Annotated in this window: 18 protein-coding genes; 11 read left to right on the plus strand and 7 right to left on the minus strand. The window is 72.9% G+C overall.

From position 1 onward, the window contains the following. Positions 1–9 precede the first annotated feature (9 nt). The 5 genes from DEU31_RS07160 (at position 10) to DEU31_RS07180 (ending at position 7,168) form a co-directional block, all read left to right on the plus strand. Positions 10–2,265: a circularly permuted type 2 ATP-grasp protein gene (locus DEU31_RS07160; RefSeq protein ID WP_010550085.1), complete on the plus strand. Its 2,256-nt coding sequence runs from the start codon at positions 10–12 to the stop codon at positions 2,263–2,265. Next, positions 2,258–3,283 (plus strand): transglutaminase family protein, encoded by a 1,026-nt coding sequence (locus tag DEU31_RS07165; protein WP_010550084.1) that lies wholly within the window; start codon positions 2,258–2,260, stop codon positions 3,281–3,283. The genes DEU31_RS07160 and DEU31_RS07165 overlap by 8 nt, the downstream gene beginning before the upstream one ends. A gap of 172 nt (positions 3,284–3,455) precedes the next feature. After that, complete coding sequence (locus tag DEU31_RS07170) at positions 3,456–4,373, plus strand: formate transporter FocA (RefSeq protein ID WP_010550083.1); 918 nt, start codon at positions 3,456–3,458, stop codon at positions 4,371–4,373. A 150-nt stretch (positions 4,374–4,523) separates the two neighbouring features. Continuing rightward, a complete protein-coding gene (locus DEU31_RS07175) occupies positions 4,524–5,990 on the plus strand; it encodes an FAD-dependent oxidoreductase (protein ID WP_133676623.1) in 1,467 nt (488 codons plus the stop codon). A gap of 200 nt (positions 5,991–6,190) precedes the next feature. After that, on the plus strand, positions 6,191–7,168 hold the full coding sequence (locus DEU31_RS07180; RefSeq protein WP_133676624.1) for a zinc-binding dehydrogenase: 978 nt from the start codon (positions 6,191–6,193) through the stop codon (positions 7,166–7,168). Between the two features lie 92 nt (positions 7,169–7,260). Here the strand turns inward: DEU31_RS07180 and DEU31_RS07185 are convergent, their stop codons facing one another. Together DEU31_RS07185 and DEU31_RS07190 are read right to left on the minus strand one after the other, a co-directional pair. Continuing rightward, entirely contained in the window at positions 7,261–7,683 is a 423-nt protein-coding gene (locus DEU31_RS07185; RefSeq protein ID WP_010550080.1) for an organic hydroperoxide resistance protein, read from the minus strand. Then, positions 7,680–8,276: a TetR/AcrR family transcriptional regulator gene (locus DEU31_RS07190; RefSeq protein WP_010550079.1), complete on the minus strand. Its 597-nt coding sequence runs from the start codon at positions 8,274–8,276 to the stop codon at positions 7,680–7,682. Before DEU31_RS07190 ends, DEU31_RS07185 begins: the two co-directional genes overlap by 4 nt. Before the next feature lie 109 nt (positions 8,277–8,385). Between DEU31_RS07190 and DEU31_RS07195 the strand changes: the two genes are divergently transcribed. Continuing rightward, on the plus strand, positions 8,386–8,775 hold the full coding sequence (locus DEU31_RS07195) for a DUF1304 domain-containing protein (RefSeq protein ID WP_133676625.1): 390 nt from the start codon (positions 8,386–8,388) through the stop codon (positions 8,773–8,775). 39 nt (positions 8,776–8,814) lie between these two features. On the opposite strand, the gene DEU31_RS07200 is transcribed toward DEU31_RS07195, so the two are convergent. Together DEU31_RS07200 and DEU31_RS07205 are read right to left on the minus strand one after the other, a co-directional pair. Beyond that, positions 8,815–10,026: a pyridoxal phosphate-dependent aminotransferase gene (locus DEU31_RS07200; RefSeq protein WP_133676626.1), complete on the minus strand. Its 1,212-nt coding sequence runs from the start codon at positions 10,024–10,026 to the stop codon at positions 8,815–8,817. Positions 10,027–10,107: 81 nt separating this feature from the next. After that, the gene (locus DEU31_RS07205; RefSeq protein ID WP_347876455.1) at positions 10,108–11,688 is read right to left on the minus strand and encodes an AbgT family transporter; all 1,581 of its coding nucleotides are present in this window, start codon (positions 11,686–11,688) and stop codon (positions 10,108–10,110) included. Between the two features lie 246 nt (positions 11,689–11,934). On the opposite strand from DEU31_RS07205, the gene DEU31_RS07210 reads away from it, so the two are divergent. The 4 genes from DEU31_RS07210 to DEU31_RS07225 are packed head-to-tail and all read left to right on the plus strand — an operon-like array spanning position 11,935 to position 17,514. Beyond that, positions 11,935–14,181: an alpha-galactosidase gene (locus DEU31_RS07210; RefSeq protein ID WP_133676628.1), complete on the plus strand. Its 2,247-nt coding sequence runs from the start codon at positions 11,935–11,937 to the stop codon at positions 14,179–14,181. Between the two features lie 32 nt (positions 14,182–14,213). Further along, a complete protein-coding gene (locus DEU31_RS07215) occupies positions 14,214–15,128 on the plus strand; it encodes a sugar ABC transporter permease (RefSeq protein WP_010550074.1) in 915 nt (304 codons plus the stop codon). 12 nt (positions 15,129–15,140) lie between these two features. Then, a complete protein-coding gene (locus DEU31_RS07220) occupies positions 15,141–16,088 on the plus strand; it encodes a carbohydrate ABC transporter permease (RefSeq protein WP_133676629.1) in 948 nt (315 codons plus the stop codon). 10 nt (positions 16,089–16,098) lie between these two features. After that, positions 16,099–17,514: a sugar ABC transporter substrate-binding protein gene (locus tag DEU31_RS07225; protein WP_133676630.1), complete on the plus strand. Its 1,416-nt coding sequence runs from the start codon at positions 16,099–16,101 to the stop codon at positions 17,512–17,514. Between the two features lie 71 nt (positions 17,515–17,585). On the opposite strand, the gene DEU31_RS07230 is transcribed toward DEU31_RS07225, so the two are convergent. Beyond that, positions 17,586–18,764, minus strand: a complete 1,179-nt coding sequence (locus DEU31_RS07230; RefSeq protein ID WP_133676631.1) for an ROK family transcriptional regulator — start codon at positions 18,762–18,764, stop codon at positions 17,586–17,588. A gap of 123 nt (positions 18,765–18,887) precedes the next feature. Here DEU31_RS07230 and DEU31_RS07235 point away from each other — a divergent pair, with 123 nt between their 5' ends. After that, positions 18,888–19,571 (plus strand): hypothetical protein, encoded by a 684-nt coding sequence (locus tag DEU31_RS07235; RefSeq protein WP_133676632.1) that lies wholly within the window; start codon positions 18,888–18,890, stop codon positions 19,569–19,571. Positions 19,572–19,623: 52 nt separating this feature from the next. On the opposite strand, the gene DEU31_RS07240 is transcribed toward DEU31_RS07235, so the two are convergent. Next, a complete protein-coding gene (locus DEU31_RS07240) occupies positions 19,624–20,229 on the minus strand; it encodes a DUF4126 domain-containing protein (RefSeq protein ID WP_243733770.1) in 606 nt (201 codons plus the stop codon). A gap of 46 nt (positions 20,230–20,275) precedes the next feature. Beyond that, positions 20,276–20,926 carry a PH domain-containing protein gene (locus tag DEU31_RS07245; protein ID WP_133676633.1) on the minus strand — a complete coding sequence of 217 codons (651 nt, stop codon included), beginning with the start codon at positions 20,924–20,926 and terminating at the stop codon, positions 20,276–20,278. Between the last annotated feature and the right edge of the window lie 23 nt (positions 20,927–20,949).

A 20,949-nucleotide genomic window follows, 5' to 3' on the forward strand; every position in this document is an offset into this window, starting at 1 on the left:
GATGTCCCGGTGACCATCACGCATCCGCAGGCCCTGGCCGAGGAGCTCACCGCCCTCGGCCCCACGGGTCGACGGCGGGCGGCGGCGAGCGCCGCGACGATGTTCGCGGCCGACGTTTCCGCCCCGTCCCCCGCCCTCGATCCGGTGCCCGTCGTGCTGGACGCGGAGTCCTGGGCGGAGCTGTCGGCGGGGCTCGTGCAGCGGGTGCGGCTGCTGGACGTCCTGTACGCGGACCTGTACGGACCGCGCACCGTGCTCGACACCGAGGTCGCACCGGCGGCCGAGCTGCTCGCGGACCTCGCCTACCTGCGCCCGGCGGTGGGGATCCCCGCCCGCGGCGCCCATCACCTCTTCGCCGTCAGCACCACCGTCTCCCGCACTGCCGAGGGCGCCTGGGTGGTGCACGAGGACGCGGTGGACGTCCCCCGCGGCGCGGGTCTCACCCTCGAGCTGCGGCGGGTGCTCTCCCGCAGCGCGCCGTCGCTGTACCGCAGCACGGAGATGCGCCGTCTCCACCCCTTCTTCGACACGCTGCGCACGTCCTTCCATCAGCGCACCCGGGCCGACGGGCGCGCCGGGCGCCCCGTCGTGCTCCTCGACGACGCGGAGGAGCCGCTGGACGCCTTCGACCACAGCTGGCTGGCGAACCTGCTGGGCGCGCCGACGGTGTCGGTCGGGGACCTGCGCGCCGGTGCGGGCGCCGTGACCCTGCGCCTGTCGGGCCTGGCCTCCGCCCCGGGCGAGCCGGTCGACGCGGTGCTGCGGCTGGTCCCCTCGCCGCTGCTGGACCCCCTGGACCTCGGACCGACGCCGCTGGGCGGGGTGACGGGCCTGGTCGAGGCGGCGCGCTGCGGCGACGTGGAGATCCTGAACCCGCTGGGCGCGGGCCTGCTCGAGAACCCGGCCCTGCGCGCGGCGCTGCCCGACCTGTGCCGGCAGATGCTGCACGAGGACCTGCAGCTGCGGCCCGCACCCGCCGAGGTCGCCCCTGCACTGTGGCCCTCCCTGGGCCCGTCGGGCGGCGAGGAGCTCACGGGACGCCCCGTGACGCTGAGCCTGCTGGTGATGGGGACCGAGGACGGCTTCGAGGTGCTGCCCGGCGGGATCGCGCGCACGGCCGACGAGGGCCCCGAGACGCTCAAGGACGTGTGGGTTGCCGTCCCCGACACGTCCGCGGTCCCCGACGAGGAGCCGACCGGCCGCCCGGCCGTCGAGCCGGCGTCGCGGCGCGCGAGCGTCTCCGCCTACCCGACGATGACCCGCTCGGTCGGCTCGGACCTGTTCTGGTTCGGCCGCTATCTCGAGCGCGTCGACTCCACCGCCCGCCTGCTGCGCACCGTGCTGGACACCTCCAACGACCTCGACGCCGAGCACAGCCGCAGCGCCCGCACCGCCCGCACGGTGCTGCTGCGGGCGGTGACCGAGGTGACCACCACCTATCCCGGCTTCCTCGACCTGGACCTCCGCGACGCCGAGGCGGTGCGGCTGGAGATCGAGAGCCTGCTGGGGGACGTCGGCCGGCCCGGCTCCCTCGCGCAATCCGCCGCGGCGCTCGCCCACACCACCCGCACCCTGCGCGACCTCCTCTCCGACGACGTGTGGCCGGTGATCACGCGGATGCGGCTCCAGGTGCGCGGCGGGAGCGTGGACCCGCGCCCGCTGGAGCAGTGGCTCACCGACATCGTCGACGGCTGCCTGACCCTCTCCGGCGCGGTCGCCGACGCGATGCCCCGAGACCTCGGCTGGGACCTCACCGAGATCGGCCGCAAGATCGAGCGGACGATGAGCCTGCTGGCGCTGCTGCGCGCCGCCCTCGGCCATCGCCGCGGCCGCGCCGCGGAGGAGCGGATCGCGAACGCGGTCGCGCTGATCACCGAGTCCGGCGCCTCCTACCGCCGCTCCTTCCACGCCGCCGTGCAGCCGGAGCTGCTGGTCGAGCTGCTGCTCAGCGACACCACGCTGCCGCGCTCGCTCGCCTTCCAGCTGGACCGGCTCGGCCAGGCCCTGGACCGGCTGCCCGAGACCGCGCCCTCCCCCGAGCTGCGCGCACCGATGTCGGCGCTGCGCACCCGCCTCGCCGCCTGGGCGCCCCACGAGCTGCTGCGCCCGCTGCCGGGCGCGCCGGCCGGCGAGGACGCGCCCACCGCGCTGCCGGCGGAGATCGACGCGGCGACGGAGTCCCTGCGCTCCCTCGCCACCGCCCTCGAGGACCGCTTCTTCCGCGCCTCGGAATCCACCTCGCGATGGGGGGTCGACGATGTCTGAGAACGCACACGAGACCCGGTCCGGACAGGACGGCGCGACCCCTCACGGCGCGCGGCCGCTGATCCCGCTGCGCCAGGAGGACGCCCCCGCCCTGGACCCGGTGCACTACCGGGTCCACCACCTCACCTCCTACCGCTACGCGAAGCCGGTCACCCGCAACTACGGCCGCGCCCACGTCGAGCCGCGCGCCACCCCGCACCAGCGTGTGCTCTCGCACGAGGTGGTCGTCGATCCGGCACCCGCCCGCCTCACCGCGCACACCGACTTCTACGGGAACTCCTCGACCTACCTCCTGGTCGACGCCCCGCACGAGCAGCTCGACGTGCACTCCCACGCCCGGGTCTCCGTCGCCGAGCGCCGCTACGGGCTCGAGCCGATGTCCCGCCCCTGGGAGCAGTGCACCCCCGAGCACTGGGGCGCGCCGATGCCCGGGGCGAGCCTGGACTTCGTCCACCCCTCCCCACGGGTCCCGGGAGGGACCGCCGCCCGGGAGATCAGCGCCGAGGTGTTCCGGCCGGGACGCGCCGTCGGCGAGTGCCTCGCTGAGCTGACCGCGCTGATCCACACCGAGTTCACCTACGACTCCGCGGCCACCACGGTCACCTCCACCCTCGAAGAGGTGCTGGGGGCCCGGCACGGCGTCTGCCAGGACTTCTCCCACGTGGGGGTCGCCGCGGTGCGGGAGGCGGGGCTCGCCGCCCGGTACGTCTCCGGCTACCTGCGCACCGCCCCGTCTGCCGGCGGGGCGCTGGGCACCGAGCCGGCCGGGGAGATGATCGGCTCGGCCGCCTCGCACGCCTGGCTGAGCGTGCTCGTGCCCGGCACGGGATGGGTCGACATCGACCCCACCAACCGCACCTTCGTGGACCAGCGCTTCGTCACCACGGCCTGGGGCCGGGACTACGCGGACGTGCCGCCGCTGAAGGGCATCGTCGTCGGCCCGCCCGGTGCCAGCAGCACCCTGAGGGTCGCCGTCGGCGTCGTGCCCGAGACGGCGGGGACCGAGTCCGCAGACTGACGCAGGTCCCCTCCGCCGCGCCGGACCGGGCGTACCCTGACTGCTGGTCACCGAAGGGGAACCCGCCCGGCTCCCCTCGTGCCGCACCGCGCGGCACGGCGGCCGACCCCTCAGACCTCCGTCCCCCGACCGCGCCGGGACGTCCCCTGCCCCCAGAGAAGGACCTCCTCCGATGACCAGCCCCGCCCCCGGATCCCGCACCGCCGCGCCGGCGCCCGCACCGTCCACCGCCGCGACCGCTCCGAAGCCCCTCACCAAGGCGCTCGAGGACGCGATGTTCGCGAAGGCGACGGCGCCGCTGGGGAAGATGTTCCTCGCGTCCCTCAGCGGCGGCGCCTTCATCGCGCTCGGCTTCGTGTTCATGGTGACCTCGCAGCAGGGCATGGGCGAGTGGCCGGTCGGGATCGCGAAGCTGATCGGCGGCGTCGTCTTCTCCGTCGGCCTGGGCCTCGTGGTGATCAGCGGCTCCGACCTGTTCACCGGCACCACGATGACCTCCATGCCGCGCCTGTCCCGCCGGATCACGACCGGGCAGATGCTGCGTCACTGGGGCGTCTCCGCGGGCGGCAACCTGATCGGCTCGCTCACCGTCGCGCTGCTGATCTTCCTCGCCGGCACGCACGCCACCAACGGCTCCGCCTGGGGGATGGTGGTGCTGGATACCACCCAGGCGAAGGTCTCCCACGACTGGCACCAGGCGTTCTTCCTGGGCGTGCTCGCGAACTTCGCCGTGTGCCTGGCCGTGTGGGCGGCGACGGCCGGCAAGACCGTCGCCGACAAGGTCCTCGCCGTCGCCGGCCCCATCGCGCTGTTCGTCGCCACCGGCTTCGAGCACTCGGTCGCGAACATGTTCATGCTCCCCATGGGCCTGCTGGTCAAGTACGGCGCCGGTGCCGGCTTCTGGGAGGGCGAGGCGCTGACCGAGGCCGGGAGATCGCTCGGGGACTACTCCTCGATCACGGTCGGCGCCGCGATCTGGGACAACCTCATCCCCGTGCTGCTGGGCAACATCGTCGGCGGCGCGGTGCTGGTCGGTGCGTACTTCTGGTCGATCCACCGCCGCGGCGCCGAGGACCTCGCGAAGAGCTGAGACCCGCCCGGCGGCTCCCCCGCGATCTCAGGAGCCGCCGGGCGTGGCGTCGAGCGGCTCACAGTGACCGGGGTGATGACGAATTCCGCGTATAGAGTGGTGCGGAAATCATTACGACCCGGCGCCACGGCGCCACGAGACCGAGGTGTGATGTCCTCCTCCCAGCAGCCCTTCCGCCTGGCCGTCATCGGCTCCGGCCCCGCCGGTGTGTACGCCGCAGAGACCCTGCTGCGCTCCGCCCCGGTCAAGAGCGGCGAGCTCGAGGTCAGCATCGACCTGTTCGACCGCTTCCCCGCCCCGTTCGGCCTGATCCGCTACGGCGTCGCCCCCGATCATCCGCGCATCAAGGGCATCATCACCGCCCTTCATCGGATTCTCGGCCGCGGTGACATCCGCTTCCTCGGCGACGTCGAGTTCGGCACCGACCTCACTGCCGAGGACCTCCGCACCCACTACGACGCGGTGATCTACGCGACCGGCGCGCTCAAGGACGCGGACCTCCGGATCCCCGGCATCGAGCTCGAGGGCTCCCACGGCGCGGCCGACTTCGTGGCCTGGTACGACGGGAACCCCGACTACCCCCGCACCTGGGAGCTCGACGCGGAGTCCGTGGCCGTGATCGGCAACGGCAACGTCGCCCTCGACGTCGCCCGCGTGCTCTCCAAGAGCGCCGACGAGCTGCTGCGCACCGAGATCCCGGCGAACGTGCACGAGGGCCTGCAGGCCGCGCGCACGACGGACGTGCACGTCTTCGGCCGCCGCGGCCCCGCGCAGACGAAGTTCTCGCCACTCGAGGCGCGCGAGCTCGCCCACCCCAAGGGCCTCCAGGTCGTGATGGATCCCCGCGATCTCGAGCAGATCACCGAGGCGCAGTGGGAGGCCATCAAGGCCGACAAGCGCACCGACCAGGTCGTGCAGACCTTCGTCGGCTGGCTCGAGGAGCAGCAGCGCCGCGAGGCCGCCGGCGAGGAGCCGACGGACCGCGAGGGCGGGCCGGTCCAGCGCCGTCTCCACATGCACTTCTGGCACCGCCCCGTCGAGGTGCTCGGCGAGGACGGCCAGGTCACCGGCATGCGCTTCGAGCGGACCCGCCTGGACGAGGCCGGCGAGCTCGTGGGCACCGGCGAGATGGTCGACTACGACCTCGGCGCCGTCTACCGGGCCGTCGGCTACCACGGCTCCGAGCTGCCGGGCGTGCCCTACGACGCCCGCCGCGGCGTCATCCTCAACCAGGCCGGCCGCGTCACCGAGGCCGACGGCTCCGTCATCCCCGGCGCCTACACCAACGGCTGGATCAAGCGCGGCCCCGTCGGCCTGATCGGCGCGACGAAGTCCGACGCGATCGAGACCATCACCTGCCTGCTCGAGGACATCGAGGCCGGTCGCCTCTCCCCCGCCCCCGAGCGGGACGACGACGCGATCCTGCGCCTGCTCGAGGACCGGGGCGTGCAGTACACGACCTGGGACGGCTGGATGGCGCTGGACGAGCACGAGAAGAGCCTCGGCGCCGCCGCGGTGGACGCCGACGGCGAGCCCCGTGCCCGCATCAAGGTCGTCGAGCGCGAGGAGATGGTGCGCGTCTCCCGCGAGGGCGCGCCGCAGCCCACGCACGCCTGAGCCGCGCACGAGCAGCAGGCACCCCGCCGCAGGGCCGGGGGCCGGACCGGAGCACCGGTCCCGGCCCCCGGCCCTTCTGCATCCCCCGGCGCCGTCGCGTCCGAGGCTGTGAGACCCGGAACAGCACGGCCCGCGCACGGTGCAGGGAGGCGTCCCGCCGCTATAGTGGAATGACTGTTCCACAATCGAGAGGCGATCCCATGCTCACCGTCACCTACGACCGCTTCGGCGATCCCGCCGACGTCCTGCGCACCGCCGAGGTCGACGCCCCCGCCCCGGCCGCCGGCGAGGCGCTGCTGAGGATGTCGCTGAGCCCGATCCACCACCACGACCTGTGGACGATCCGCGGCTCCTACGGCGTCCGACCCGCGCTGCCCTCGGGCGCCGGCAGCGAGGCCGTCGCGGTGGTGGAGGCGCTCGGCGAGGGCGTCGAGGGCCTCGCCGTCGGCGACCGCGTCGCGGCGACCGGGATCACCGGAGCCTGGGCGGAGCTGTTCACCGCCCCCGCCTCCTCGCTGATCCCGCTGCCCGCCGAGCTGCCGGACGAGGCCGCCGCCCAGCTCGTGGCCATGCCCTTCAGCGCCGTCTCCCTGCTCGAGCACCTCGACCTCGCGCCCGGCGAGGTGCTCGTGCAGAACGCCGCGACCGGGGCCGTCGGCCGCCTCGTCGCGCAGTTCGCACGACTGCGCGGGATCCGCGTCATCAGCCTGGTGCGGCGCGGCAGCGGGGTCGAGGAGCTCGCCGCACAGGGCATCGGCGACGTCGTCCCCACCGACCGGGACGACTGGCAGGAGCAGGCGCGCGCCCTGATCGGCGAGGCGCGCGTCGCGGCGGGGCTGGACTCCGTAGGCGGCGAGGCCGCGGGCCAGGTGCTCTCCCTGCTCGGGGACGGCGGTCGACTGGTGGTCTTCGGGGCGATGGGCGGCTCAACCATGGCGCTCCCCTCGGGTCCGATCATCTTCCGCGACCTGAAGGTCGAGGGCTTCTGGGGCTCCCGGGTCTCGGCGGAGATGGCGCCGGAGGTGCGGCGCCGGCTCATCGGGGAGATCTTCTCCGGGCTGCTCTCCGGCGAGGTCACGCTGCCGGTCGCGGCCACCTTCCCGCTGGGCGAGGTCGTCGACGCCGTGGCGGCCACGCTGACCGACGGCCGACAGGGCAAGGTGCTGCTGCGCCCCTGAGAAGGATGCCGCAGGACGAGGAGCCCCGGCGGGAGCGATCCCGCCGGGGCTCCTCGCACCTGCCCGATGCCTTCAAGCAGGACGCGGATCAATCAGTCATCGGTGACGGTGACGACCACCGGGATGTTGCCCCGGGTGGCGTTCGAGTACGGGCACACCTGGTGCGCGGCGTCGGCCAGCGCCTGGGCGGTGTCGTGGTCGAGCTCCGGGATGACCACCTCGAGCTCGACGGCGAGCGAGAAGCCGCCGGACTCCTCGGAGCCGATGGTGACGCGGGCGCCGACGCTCGAGCCGTCGATCGCGACCTTCTGCTGCCGGGCGACGGCCTGCAGGGCGGAGTGGAAGCAGGCGGAGTACCCGGCGGCGAAGAGCTGCTCGGGGTTGGCGCCGGCGCCAGTGCCGCCCATGGCGGTCGGGACGGCGAGGTCGAAGGCGAGATCCGACTCGGCGACATCGACGTGGCCGTCACGGCCGCCGCCGGTGGCCAGGGCTTCGGTGGTGTAGAGGGGCTTCATGGGTGTGTGTGCTCCTGATGCTGGATTGCGGTGAGGGCGGAGTCGAGCGCGGCGGTGGCCGCATCCCGGTCCACACGGGTCATGACCAGCGCGCTGATCAGCAGCGCGACGCAGGTCTCGACGAGCTGCGCGCGCTCCTGCGGCGACTGGTCGGGGCGCCGGGCCTGCGCGCCGCGGGTGAAGGCGGCGAGCAGCTCGGCGCGATAGGCGCGCACGGCCTCGGCGATCCCGTCGTCCCGGGCGAGCCCGGAACAGGCGGTGTTCACCAGCAGGCATCCGTCGGGGAGGGTGCGGCCGGACGGGTCCGCGAACAGCGCGCGGGCCGCGAGGAAGTAGCGCTCGAGAGCATCGGGAGCGACCTCGGGCGCGCGCAGCGGGGCGAGCCCGGGGCGGACGACGCGCTCGAGATAGTCCTCGATCGCGGCGTCGAACAGACCGCGCTTGGAGCCGAAGGCGTGGTAGATGCTGCTGGGGTTCAGTCCGGTGGCCCGCTGGAGGCTCGCCATGGAGGCACCCTCGTACCCTTCGCTCCAGAACACGTCGCGGGCGGAGCGCACGGCGTCCTCCCGCACGAAGGCGGACTGTCGTCCCATGACCCCTCCTGCTCGCTGCCTGCTCGTCGACGTTCCTCGCCCGGGCTGTCGGCACCGGGCACGACCCACTATAGTGGAACGATCATTCCAAGAGACCTCGGAGGTCGCGATGCTCACCCTCGGCTCGATCCTGGCCCTCGCCGCAGCCGCTCTCCACGTGGTCATCTTCCGTCTGGAGTCCCTCGCCTGGGGCGGGACGCAGGCGCAGAAGGTGTTCGGCGAGCAGAGTCCGCACGAGGTCGCCGCAACCCGCGAGCTGGCTTTCAACCAGGGCTTCTACAACCTGTTCCTCGCCGTGCTCGCGGCGCTCGGCGCGGTGCTCGCCCTCGTGGGCACGACGATCGTGGGGGCGACCCTGCTGCTGGCCGGGACCGGGTCGATGCTCGCCGCCGCGACCGTGCTGCTGCTGAGCTCCCCGGCGCACCGCGCCGCCGCCGTGAAGCAGGGCGCGCTCCCGCTGCTGGCCGTGCTCGCGACGGCGATCGGCCTGCTGCTCTGACCCTCCCCGTCCGCGGGGCGCCCGGGCGCCCGGGCGCCCTCAGCGGCGGATCGAGGCGAGGTGGTCGGCGATGCGGTCCACGGCGTCGGCGAGCACGTCGGCCTGCGGGAGGGTCACCAGGCGCAGGTGGTCGGGCTCGGGATAGTTGAAGCCAGTGCCGTGGTTGACCAGCAGCTTCTTGGAGCGCAGCAGGTCGTAGGCGAACTGCTCGTCGTCCTCGAGGCGGTACATCTCGCGGTCGATGCGCGGGAACATGTACAGCGCCCCCGAGGCCTTCACGACGCTCACGCCGTCGATCGCGCTGAGGCCCTCGTAGGCGACGTCCCGCTGCTCGCGCAGGCGGCCGCCGGGCAGCAGCAGCTCGTTCACGCTCTGGTAGCCGCCCAGCGCCGTGGCGACCACGTGCTGGGCGGGGACGTTCGGGCACAGGCGCATGTTCGAGAGCACGTCGAGGCCCTCGATGAAGCTGTCCGCATGCTCCTTCGGCCCGTACAGCGCCATCCAGCCGGCGCGGAAGCCCGCCACCCGGTACGCCTTGGACAGCCCGTTGAAGGTGATGGTCAGCAGGTCCGGGGCGAGCTTCGCGATGTGGATGTGGACCGCGTCGTCGTAGAGGATCTTGTCGTAGATCTCGTCGGCCAGGATCATCAGCCCGTGCTTGCGGGCGACCTCGACGATCTCCCGCAGCACATGCTCGGGATAGACCGCACCGGTGGGATTGTTGGGGTTGATGACCACGATCGCCTTGGTGCGCGGGGTGACCTTGTCGGCGATGTCGGAGACGTCGGGCCACCACTGCTGCTCCTCGTCGCAGCGGTAGTGGACGGCGCGTCCGCCCGCGAGCGCGATCGAGGCGGTCCACAGCGGGTAGTCCGGGGCGGGGACGAGCACCTCGTCGCCGTCGTCCACGAGGGCCTGGCAGGTCATCTGGATCAGCTCGGAGACGCCGTTGCCGAGGTAGATGTCGTCCAGCCCCATGCCGGGCATGCCCTTGGTCTGGTAGTACTGCGCGACCGCGCGACGGGCGGAGACGATGCCCTTGGAGTCCGAGTACCCCTGCGCGGTGGGCAGGGTCCGGATCATGTCCACGAGGATCTCGTCGGGCGCCTCGAAGCCGAAGGGGGCGGGGTTGCCGATGTTGAGCTTGAGGATCTTGTGGCCCTCTGCCTCCATGCGGGCGGCCTCTGCGGGGACCGGCCCGCGGATCTCGTAGCAGACGTCGCGCAGCTTGGAGGACTGGGTGAAGATCATGCGGGGCTCCTGGCCTTCTCTGGGGTGGGCGACAGGGTATCGCCGCAGGCGCGGCGACGCCGAGCCGTCTCGCACCGCCGCTCAGCCCAGGCGGATGCCGTTGCCCGGACCGACGGGGAGGTCCAGGCCCCAGAACACCAGCAGCACCGCGGTCCAGGCCGTGAGGAACACGAGCGTGAAGGGCAGCAGGCGCGCGACGAGGGTGCCGAGGCCGGCGCCGGGCTCGTAGCGGCGCACCATCCCCAGCAGCACGATGAGATAGGGGCTCAGCGGCGTGATGATCTGGGTGGAGGAGTCGCCGATGCGGAAGGCGGCCTGCACGAAGGCGGGCTCCAGTCCACTGAGGGCGAGCATCGGCACGAACACCACCGCCATCAGCCCCCACATCGAGGTGCCGGAGGTGATCAGCAGGTTCGTCAGCGCGCACAGCACCACGAAGCCGAGCACCACGGGGAGGCCGCCGAGGTCGGCGTGCTCCAGCAGCGCGGCGCCGTGCACCGCGAGATAGGTGCCGATCCCGCTCCAGGAGAACAGGGCCAGGAACTGGGCGAGGGCGAAGGCGACCACGAGGAAGCCGGTCATCGAGCGCAGGCCCTGGCCCATGAGGGCGGCGACATCGGCCCCGGAGCGGACCGTGCCGGCGATCGCCCCGTAGACGATGCCGGTGACGGAGAAGGCGACCACCAGGTAGAACACGATCGATCCCATGAAGGGCGAGTCGGGCAGCAGTCCCCCGCCCTCCTTCTGCCACGGCGAGCCGGGCACCGTCGCGAGCGCGGCGATCAGCACGACGACCGCGACCAGCGAGGCCGCCGCCCAGCGCAGCCCCCGCCGCTCCAGCGGGCTGATCGAGCCGTCGGCGCTCGCCTCGGAGCCCGCGGCGGCGCCGTCGTCCTCGAGGGCGAGGGTGCGGGGCACGCCGGCGCGCTCCAGCCGCGGCTCGAGCACCCGGTCGATCAGGAAGCCGCAGGCCACGACCAGCACGAGGGAGGAGGCGAGGTTGATCCAGTAGTTCGAGACCACGGTGACCGGGGCCGCGCCGAGCGAGGCGGGCAGCGACTCCATCACCGAGGCGGTGATGCCGGAGAAGTTCGCGTCGATCGGCGAGGGGATCATCGCGGTGGAGAAGGAGGCGCCGACGGCGGCGAAGCCCCCGATCATGCCGGCCAGCGGGTGCCGGCCCGCGGCGGCGAAGACGAGGGCGGCCAGCGGCGGGATCACCACGAAGGAGGTGTCGGACATGAGGTTGCCGTTGACGCCGACGAGCGCGACCACGTACGGCAGCAGCCAGCGCGGGGCGGAGCCGAACAGGCGCCGGATCGCGGCGCTGAGCAGCCCGGACCCCTCGGCGATGCCGACGGCGAGCACGATCGGCAGCACGTTCACCAGCGGCGGGAAGCCGATGTAGTTCTCCCCCAGCGTGGTGGTGAACCAGGTCAGCCCCTCGCCGCTGAAGAAGGAGCGCACCGGCTGCGGCTCCTCCTCGCCGGGCACCTGCACCTCGGCGCCGGCGGCCGCGAGGAGCGTGGTGAGCAGGGCCGTGACCAGGAAGAGCCCCGCGAAGAGCACCAGCGGGTGCGGGAGCCGGTTGCCGGCCCGCTCGACGAGGTCGAGCACGCGGTCGAGTCGGCGCGGCCCGGCGGCCGTGGTGGTGGAGGGCATCATGCTCCCGCGGAGTTCGAGGACGGCGTCCGACGGTGCGGGCGGAGCGCGCGTGGGCGCGCACGGCTCTCCACCATAGCCGGGCGCCGCCGACCTCTGCGGGGCCGCCCGGCCCCGTCGGCCCGGGCGGTGGGCGACCTCTCGACGGACATTACTTTCATGGTTATAGTTAATCCGTCGCGCTGTCGCGCCGCCGCTCGGCGACCGTCCGCGACAGCACACAGAGCCGCAGACCGGAGGTCGTCGATGTCCCCGCAGCCCGCCGCACCCGACCGCGACGTGACCGTGCCCCGCCCCGGGGCCGCTCACCGCGTCCACCTCGCCGCGAGCGGGGTCTCCGTGCTGCTGGACGTCACCGACGGGCGCGTCCCCGCGATCGCGCACTGGGGTCGTGCTCTCGGCGCCCTCGGGCCCGAGGGCATGGATGCGCTGTGCGAGGCGACGGTCCCGCCGGTCCCGCAGAACCTCGTGGACGTCCCGGTGCGCGTCGGCCTCCTCCCCCAGGTCTCCGACGGCTGGCTCGGCCGCCCGGGCCTGGCCGGCTCCCGCCCGGACGGCTCCGGCTGGACCCCGCGCCTGATCACCCGCGGCCTGCGGATCGACGGGACGCCGCCGGCCGACGCGCACGCCGAGACCGGCGCGGCGCACGTCGAGATCGACCTCGAGGACCCGGAAGAGGGCCTCGCGGTCCTGCTCGAGGCCGATCTGCTGCCCACGGGCCTGCTGCGCCTGCGCGCCCGCCTGACGAACACCGGCACCGGCCCCTACCGCCTCGACGAGCTCTCCCTCTCCCTCCCCGTCCCCGCCACGGCCGACGAGCTGCTGGACTTCGCGGGTCGCTGGACGAAGGAGCGCACCCCGCAGCGCCGCGCCTTCACCGTCGGCACCCATCTGCGGGAGAACCGACGCGGCCGCACCGGAGCGGACTCCGCGCATCTGCTCCACGCCGGCCGGCCCGGATTCGGCTTCCGCGAGGGCGAGGTGTGGGCGGTGCACACCGCCTTCTCCGGCAATCACCGCCACCTCGCCGAGCGCACGAGCTCCGACCAGCGCCTGCTCGGCGGCGGCGAGCTGCTGCTGCCCGGCGAGGTCGCCCTCGAGCAGGGCGGGACGTACGAGAGCCCGTGGCTGTACGCCTCCTACGGCGACGGCCTCGACCAGGTCGCCGCCCGCTTCCACCGCCACCTCCGCTCACGCCCCCATCACGTCGACGCCCGCCGCCCCGTCACCCTGAACGTGTGGGAGGCGGTCTACTTCGACCATGACCTGGAGCGCCTCGCCGACCTCGCCGACCGCGCCGCCGCGCTCGGGGTCGAGCGCTTCGTCCTGGACGACGGGTGGTTCGGCTCCCGCCGGGACGACACCTCCGGCCTCGGCGACTGGGTCGTCTCGCCCGAGGTGTGGCCGGACGGGCTCGGCCCCCTGGTCGACCACGTGCGGGCGCACGGCATGGAGTTCGGGCTCTGGTTCGAGCCGGAGATGGTGAGCGAGGACTCCGACGTCGCCCGCGCGCATCCCGAGTGGATCATGGCCCCCTCCCCCGAGCGGATGCCGCTGCGCTCGCGGAACCAGCAGGTGCTGAACCTGTCGATCCCCGAGGCGTACGCGCACGTGCGCGACCAGATGCTCGCCCTGCTCGGCGCCCACGAGATCGGCTACATCAAGTGGGACCAGAACCGGGACCTGCTGGAGTCCGCGACCCGCGCCACGGGCCGGGCCGCCGTGCACGACCAGACCCGCGCCGCCTACCGCCTCATGGACGAGCTGCGCGCGGCCCACCCGGGCCTGGAGATCGAGGCCTGCGCCTCGGGCGGGGCGCGTGTGGACCTCGGCGTGCTCGAGCACACCGACCGGGTGTGGGTCTCGGACTGCATCGACCCGCTCGAGCGCCAGCAGATGCACCGCTGGACCTCGCAGCTGATCCCGCTGGAGCTCATGGGCAGCCACATCGCCTCCGGCCGCTCCCACACCACCGGGCGCCTGCACACCCTCGGCTTCCGCGCCCACTCGGCGCTGATGGGCCACCTCGGCATCGAGTGGGACCTCGCCGCCGCGAGCGAGGAGGAGCTCGCCGAGCTCACCGCCTGGATCACGCTCTACAAGGAGCGCCGCGAGCTGCTGTTCACGGGCGATCTCGTGCGCGCCGACCGCGGCGAGAGCCCCCTGTGGCTGCAGGGCGTGGTCTCCTCCGAGCGGGACGAGGCGCTGTTCGCGCTGAGCGCCGTCGGCCGCGCCGACACCGCCCAGCACCCGCGCCTGGTGCTGCCGGGCCTGGATCCCGCCGCCGCCTACCGGGTGCGCGCCCTGCTGCCCAGCGGCCCGCCCTCGCATCTCACGCCCCCGCCCTGGCTCTCCCGCGTGCTCGAGGCGGACGGGGCGGTGCTGCCCGGCGCGGCGCTGGCCGTCGCCGGCCTCGCCGCTCCCCTGCTCGACCCCGAGCAGGGCCTGCTGCTGTCCCTGACCCGCGAGAGCGCCGCCGACGCATCCCGCTGACCCGACCCCCACCACCACGGAAGAAGGCACCCATGTCCACCGCGACGACGTCGACGCGGTCGGCCCCGACGAGGCGCCGCCGGAAGGACGACACGAAGCTCGCGCTGCTGTTCATCGCGCCCGCCTCGGTCGGCCTGCTGGTGTTCCTCGTCTGGCCGCTGCTGACCGGCCTGTACTACTCCTTCACGGAGTACACGACCCTCACCCCGCCCACCTGGGTCGGGCTCGAGAACTATCGCCGGCTCCTGGCCGACCCCGTCTTCTGGAACTCGCTGAAGGTGACGGTGCTGTACGTCCTCATCAACATCGGCGTGCAGACGGTCGTCGCGCTCGTCATCGCGGTGCTCATGCAGCGCCTGACCCAGTCCACCGTGCTGCGCTCGCTGGTGCTGGCGCCCTATCTGGTCTCGAACGTGGTCGCCGCGATCGTGTTCCTGTGGATCCTGGACACCCAGCTGGGCATCTTCAACATCCTCCTGCAGTGGATCGGCTTCGACCCGATCGCCTTCTGGGCGAGCGAGACCTGGGTGATCCCGACGGTCGCACTGGTGAACGTGTGGCGGCACATGGGCTACACGGCGCTGCTGCTCTTCGCGGGCCTGCAGTCGATCCCCGCCCACCTCTACGAGGCCGCGCGCACCGAGGGCGCCGGGGAGATCGCGATGTTCCGCCGCATCACCCTGCCGCTGCTGCGCCCGATCCTGGCGCTGGTGCTGATCATGACGATCATCGGCTCCTTCCAGGTGTTCGACACCATCTCGGTCACCACCCAGGGCGGTCCCGCCGACGCCTCCAAGGTGCTGCAGATGTACATCTACGAGAACGCCTTCGCCCAGTACGAGTTCGGCTACGCCTCGGCGCTGTCCGTCGCGCTGCTGGTGATCCTCATGGTGATCACCTTCGCGCAGTACTGGATGAGCCGTGCCGGCCAGTCGGACCTGGACTGAGAGGACAGTGCGATGACCACGACCACGCAGCGGCCCGACAGCGCGCCGCGCACCGACGCCGACCGCCCCGCGCCCCGGCACCGCCGCAGCATCCCCTGGGGGAGGATCGCGGCCTGGGCCGTGATGGTGATCTTCCTGCTGATCACCCTGTTCCCCTTCTACTGGATGCTGCGCACGGCGCTGTCCAGCAACAACGCCCTGGCCACCGACCCGGGCAGCCTCCTGCCCGTGGGCCTGAACACGGGCGGCTTCGAGCGCGTCTTCGGCCTGCAGGACGTCGAGACCGCGATCTCGCAGGGCGGCTCCGGCGCCTCGATCAACTTCTGGCGCTACCTGCTGAACTCGGTGATCGTCGCGACCACGATCACCGTGGTCCAGACCTTCTCCTGCGCGATGGCCGCCTACGCCTTCTCGCGCCTGCGCTGGCGCGGCCGGGACACCGTGTTCCTGATCTTCCTGGGCTCGCTGATGATCCCGCAGATCTTCACCCTGCTGCCCAACTTCATCCTGATCAAGAACCTGGGCCTGGTGGACACGCTGCTGGGGATCATGCTCCCCACCCTGTTCATCTCGAGCTTCGCGATCTTCTTCCTGCGCCAGTTCTTCAACAACATCTCGCGCGAGGTCGAGGAGGCCGCGCTGATCGACGGGGCGAGCAAGGCGAGGGTGTTCTTCACGCTCATCCTGCCGATCTCCTCGGCGCCGCTGGCGACGCTGGCGCTGCTGACCTACATGACGGCCTGGAACGAGTACTTCTGGTCGCTGATGGTCTCCTACACCGACCAGTCCCGCGTGCTCACCGTCGCGCTCGGCGTCTTCCGCGCCCAGGCCCCGGGCACGGGCCCGGACTGGTCCGGGCTGATGGCGGCGACCCTCGTCGCGGCCGCGCCCATGCTGATCCTCTTCGCCCTGTTCGCGAAGAAGATCGTGAACTCCATCGGCTTCAGCGGGATCAAGTGAGGTGCCCGAGATGACACAGAACCGCCTTCCCCTCCCGCCCTCCGACTCCCCCGCCGGCGCCCCTCCGCGAGGGCTAAGCCGTCGCCGGCTCCTCACGGGCACGGCGGCGCTCGCCGCAGGCGCCGCGGGCACCGTCGCGCTCAGCTCCTGCGGGACGAGCGCCGCCCCGCCCGGCGCCACCGAGATCGACTACTGGTTGTGGGACGCGAACCAGCTGCCCGCCTACTCCGCCGCGATCGATGCGTTCATGGCCCAGAACCCCGACGTCTTCGTGCGGATCACCCAGCTCGGCTGGGACGACTACTGGACGAAGCTCACCGCAGGCTTCGTCGCGGGTGCCGGCCCCGACGCCTTCGCCGACCACCTGGCGCGCTTCCCGGAGTTCGTCAGCCTCGGCGTGATCGCACCGCTGGACGATCTCGCACCGCTGGCCGACGTCACCGCCGACCGCTTCCAGGACGGCCTGCAGGAGCTGTGGACCGGGCAGGACGGGAAGCGCTACGGCGTCCCGAAGGACTACGACACCATCGCGGTGATGTACGACAAGGGGATGCTCGAGGAGGAGGGGCTGACCGAGGACGACCTCGCGAACCTGGACTGGAACCCCGAGGACGGCGGCTCCTTCGAGCGCCTGCTCGCCCGGCTCACGATCGACGAGAACGGCGTGCGCGGCGACGAGGAGGGCTTCGACCCGACGCGGATCGCGCGCTACGGCATGGGCGCCGACGCCGGCATCGACTACGTCGGCCAGTCCACCTGGTCGGCCTTCGCCTTCTCGACCGGCTGGACCTTCACCGACGCCGACACCTGGGGCACGACCTTCCACTACGACGACGACCGCTTCGCGGCGACGATCGACTGGTACTTCGGGCTCGTGGACAAGGGCTTCTTCCCGCCCTTCGGCATGTTCGGCGACTCCAGCCCCGTCCAGACCCAGGTGCAGTCCGGGAAGGCGGCGCTGGGCCTGGCCGGGTCGTGGATGATCACGACCTGGGCGAACCTCGAAGGCGTCGACCTCGGGATCGCCCCGCTGCCGACGGGGCCGATCGGCACCCCGATATCGATGTTCAACGGCCTGGGCGACTCGATCGCCGCGCAGTCGGAGAACAAGGAGGAGGCGGCGCGGCTGATCGCCTTCCTCGCCTCCGACGAGGCGCAGCGGATCATCGGCGAGCGCGCCCCGTTCTTCCCCGCGACCGACGTGGGCACGGAGACCGCGATCTCGGCCTATGCGGAGCGGGGCCTGGACGTCACCCCGTTCACGGACCGGGTCGCCGAAGGCGAGACCGGCCGGTACCCGCTGGTGGAGAACTCCGCCGCGATCATGTCGATCATGCAGCCGGCCTTCGACCAGTGCTGGATGCGGCGGATCGACGGCGCAGACTTCGCGGCCTACAACGAGCGGGTCAACGCGCTGTTCCAGTGACGGCTGCATCCACGTGACGTCCATGCCCGGGCTCCGACGCCCGGGAGCCGGGGCGTCGGCGGCGGGGTCGCTCAGACCTCGCCGCCGACGAACTCCTGGATCGCGATGACCGCGGCGCCGCGCGCCCACTGGTCGAAGTCCCCGCCGAGCTCTCGCAGGACGAGGTCCTGCTGCGCGATGGGGAGCGAGGCGCGCAGGGTCCGCTCGAACTCCCCGTCGGCCGCGAGCACCAGGTCGATCGTCTCCCCGCCGAGCACGATCGCCTCGGGGTCGACGACGGCGACCACGGCGGCGGCGGCGCGCGCGAGGGTGCGGGCGAGGTCCGCGCTGAGGGCGCGGGCGGCGGGGTCGCCGGCCGCGAGCAGGGCCCGCAGGCGCTCGACGCCCTCGCCCTCCCCCAGCACCCCGGCCTCCCGCGCCGCCTCGACCACCGCGGCGGTCCGCGCCGAGCGCCAGAAGGGCTCGGGGGCGCCGTCCTCCCGTGCGGCGACGGGCAGGCGGCCGGTGAGCCCGGCGAGATGGGAGCGGCCCTGCAGCAGCCGCCCCTCGACGACGGTGCCGATCGCGACGCCGACCCCGATCGTGAGGACCGCGAAGGTGCGATAGGCGCGGCCGATCCCGAACCAGTTCAGGCCGTGGATCATGGCGGCGATGTCGTTGTCGACGGTGACCGGCAGGGCGAGGCGCGCCTCGAGCCGGTCGGCGAGGTCGACGGGGTGCTCCCAGCCGAGGATCCAGGAGGAGTCCACGCGGCGCCGGTCGGCGACGCGGCCGCCGATGCTGACGCCCACCCCGGCCACGTGCGGATGCGCGCCGGCGAGGGCGCGGACCGGGTCCACCACCGTCTCCGCGACCGCCTCGGCGGAGGTGTCCGGCAGCGGCATCACGAGCTCCTCGAGAGCGTTGCCGCGCGCGGTGGTGACCACGGCGTGGACCTCGTCGGCCGTGACCTTGACCCCGATGAACCGGGGACCGTGGTTCTCCTCGATGTCCAGCGGCTGCTGGGGGCGACCCTTGGCGAGCGCCACGGTGTCCAGGGGGTGGAGGTGGCCGGCCTCGAGCAGATCGCGGGTCACGCGCGTGACCGTCGGCGCGGACAGGCCGAGGCGCTCGGTGAGATCGCGGCGGGAGCGGGGGCCGAAGCGCAGCAGGTCCCGGTACACGGCCCGGGCGCTGGTGCCGCCGAGGTCGGGCACCGCCGTGACGTGCCCCGCGACGTGCTCCGCGTACTCGCGCTGCTCCCCGTGCATCCCGCGAGTCTAGCTGCGGGGGCAGGTCGCACCCTCCCGGCCCGATCTGCGATGCTTTCGTCGACAGCTGCACCCGGCCGCCGCAGGAGGCGGCCGGCTCCACGACGCCCGAGAGGAACACCGATGAGCGAGTCCGCGAGCGCCGGCACCGACCGTCCCGAGGTCACGATCTACACCGCCTACGAGATCGACTTCATGCTCGGCCTGCGCGACACCGAGAACGCGCGGATCACGCGCGAGCAGATCGGGCTGCGCAGCGCCCCGGAGCAGGCGCGCGAGTTCGTCACCGCCGCGGTCACCTCGGGGCTGCGCGCCCGCGGGAAGGTGGAGCGCTCCGCGGACGGCCAGTGGCTGCTGGGCGAGGAGGGCCAGGTCATCGCCGGCGCCCTGACGGCGGCGGACCGCTGGCTCGGGATCGCGCTGGCCGAGGGCGAGGCGATGAGGATGGCCTTCATCATCAAGGCGAACGACGCGATCCTCATGCTCACCCAGGACGAGCTGGACTCCTTCGTGGTCTCGGCCCTGCCCGACGCCGCGCACGTGCCCGCCTCGGTCTCCGACATCGTCCTGGCCTTCCTCGAGGACGGCGCCGAGCGCACCGTCTCGCTGCGCCGCACCGAGATCTCCTCCCCCTCCGATCCGGTGCCGCTGATGGTGCACGTCGAGGCCGACGGCTCCTGGCGCCTCGGCCACCTGCCGCTGGACGATCAGGGCGTGCTGACGGTCTCAGAGGTCACGGCCGCGCAGCTGCCCGAGGTCGCGCGGGCGCTGTGGGAGGACGGCACGAGCGCGGCGCCCGCCGCCTGAACGCGGGCCACGACGTCGTCGGCGACGTCCGCCGGCCGGTCCCGGACCGGTCTCAGGCCGGTCCGTGGGTCCCGTCCGCGCGTCGGGCCCGGGCCTCCCGCAGCCGGGCGCGCAGGTCCCGGTAGGCGCGATGGATACGCACGATCGCCCAGATCCCGAGGCCCAGCAGCACCAGTGCGAGCAGCGCGGCGACCGCCGGGAACACGATCGCGAGCAGCCCCATCACGACCGCGGCGACATCCTCCCCGGTGGAGACCAGGACGTTCGAGACCGGCTCCGGGGAGACGTTGACCGCGGCCCGGGTCGTGGTCTTCGCGGCGTGGGACCCGAAGGCCGCGGCCGCGCCCAGCACCGCCATCACGATTGCGGAGGTCGTGTCCGTCTCCCCGCCGAGCAGGAAGCCGATGGCGCCGCCCGCGATCGGCCGCACCACGGTGTGCAGCTGGTCCCAGAAGGAGTCGAGGAAGGCGATCTTGTCCGCCGCGAGGTCCACCAGCAGCAGGATCCCGGTGATCACCAGCAGGTCGGTGCGCTGCAGCACCTCGGGGACCTGCTCGAGGGAGAAGAGCCGACCGCTCAGGCCCAGCAGGAAGATCATGAAGTACGGCCTGATCCCGCTGACCCAGCCCGAGCCCAGGGTCATCATCAGAGCTTCCACGGCATCCTCCGTCGTCAGTCGCTGTCGTGTCCGGCGCCCTGGCCTCTCAGCGCCGCCCGGGGCCCGCCTGTCGGCGCCGGTGCAGCTCCGTGCGCAGCGCGCGGATGTCCTGCCCGGAGGGCCGAGTGTAGGTCCACACGGGACGGTCGAAGGCGGGCATCACGATCCTGCTGCCGTCCTCGAGGCGCAGCGCGGCGGTGAGCCAGTGCACCGGATGCACCACGCGGGACTCGATCGCCGCGATCCGCTCCCAGGCCACGTCGCGGTGCCGCACCGGGCCGACCACCCGCAGCCCGTCCGCGGAGATCTCGACCCGGGCTCGCGCCGTGCCCAGCGCCACGATCCCGAAGCGGACCCCCAGCAGCCCCAGCAGCAGCGCGAGCGCGCCCAGCGCCCCGACGACCACCAGCAGTCCGAGCCCCGGGGAGCGGCCGTCCGGCACCGTGCCCAGCAGCAGCACCGTGCCCAGCACGCTCACCAGTGCCGTGCCCAGCAGCGCGGCCGCGACGACGGCGCGCGCGGCGGTGTCCCGCGTGGCGTGCGCGGGCAGCAGCGCCCGCACCCGTCCCCGGTCGCGGCCCGTGCGGGACGGATCGAGCGCGGCGACCATCCGCTCGACGGTCGCGCTGCTGCGGGAGTAGTCGGGCAGTGCGGTGCGCGGCCCGGTCTCGGGGCCGAGCCGGCGAGGGATGGTCATGGCACCCAGCGTAGGGTGCGGGG

It is taken from the genome of Brachybacterium sp. AG952, assembly GCF_004362645.1.
Taxonomy (GTDB): domain Bacteria; phylum Actinomycetota; class Actinomycetes; order Actinomycetales; family Dermabacteraceae; genus Brachybacterium; species Brachybacterium conglomeratum.

What these genes read in the sequence shown, in the direction of transcription:
- DEU31_RS07235 (WP_133676632.1), top strand. Translation starts at nt 18,888, where the DNA reads ATGAGCGAGTCCGCGAGCGCCGGCACCGACCGTCCCGAGGTCACGATC.
- DEU31_RS07195 (WP_133676625.1), top strand. Translation starts at nt 8,386, where the DNA reads ATGCTCACCCTCGGCTCGATCCTGGCCCTCGCCGCAGCCGCTCTCCAC.
- DEU31_RS07210 (WP_133676628.1), top strand. Translation starts at nt 11,935, where the DNA reads ATGTCCCCGCAGCCCGCCGCACCCGACCGCGACGTGACCGTGCCCCGC.
- DEU31_RS07245 (WP_133676633.1), bottom strand. Translation starts at nt 20,926, where the DNA reads ATGACCATCCCTCGCCGGCTCGGCCCCGAGACCGGGCCGCGCACCGCA.
- DEU31_RS07200 (WP_133676626.1), bottom strand. Translation starts at nt 10,026, where the DNA reads ATGATCTTCACCCAGTCCTCCAAGCTGCGCGACGTCTGCTACGAGATC.
- DEU31_RS07190 (WP_010550079.1), bottom strand. Translation starts at nt 8,276, where the DNA reads ATGGGACGACAGTCCGCCTTCGTGCGGGAGGACGCCGTGCGCTCCGCC.
- DEU31_RS07185 (WP_010550080.1), bottom strand. Translation starts at nt 7,683, where the DNA reads ATGAAGCCCCTCTACACCACCGAAGCCCTGGCCACCGGCGGCGGCCGT.
- DEU31_RS07215 (WP_010550074.1), top strand. Translation starts at nt 14,214, where the DNA reads ATGTCCACCGCGACGACGTCGACGCGGTCGGCCCCGACGAGGCGCCGC.
- DEU31_RS07175 (WP_133676623.1), top strand. Translation starts at nt 4,524, where the DNA reads ATGTCCTCCTCCCAGCAGCCCTTCCGCCTGGCCGTCATCGGCTCCGGC.
- DEU31_RS07165 (WP_010550084.1), top strand. Translation starts at nt 2,258, where the DNA reads ATGTCTGAGAACGCACACGAGACCCGGTCCGGACAGGACGGCGCGACC.
- DEU31_RS07180 (WP_133676624.1), top strand. Translation starts at nt 6,191, where the DNA reads ATGCTCACCGTCACCTACGACCGCTTCGGCGATCCCGCCGACGTCCTG.
- DEU31_RS07225 (WP_133676630.1), top strand. Translation starts at nt 16,099, where the DNA reads ATGACACAGAACCGCCTTCCCCTCCCGCCCTCCGACTCCCCCGCCGGC.
- DEU31_RS07230 (WP_133676631.1), bottom strand. Translation starts at nt 18,764, where the DNA reads ATGCACGGGGAGCAGCGCGAGTACGCGGAGCACGTCGCGGGGCACGTC.
- DEU31_RS07170 (WP_010550083.1), top strand. Translation starts at nt 3,456, where the DNA reads ATGACCAGCCCCGCCCCCGGATCCCGCACCGCCGCGCCGGCGCCCGCA.
- DEU31_RS07205 (WP_347876455.1), bottom strand. Translation starts at nt 11,688, where the DNA reads ATGCCCTCCACCACCACGGCCGCCGGGCCGCGCCGACTCGACCGCGTG.
- DEU31_RS07220 (WP_133676629.1), top strand. Translation starts at nt 15,141, where the DNA reads ATGACCACGACCACGCAGCGGCCCGACAGCGCGCCGCGCACCGACGCC.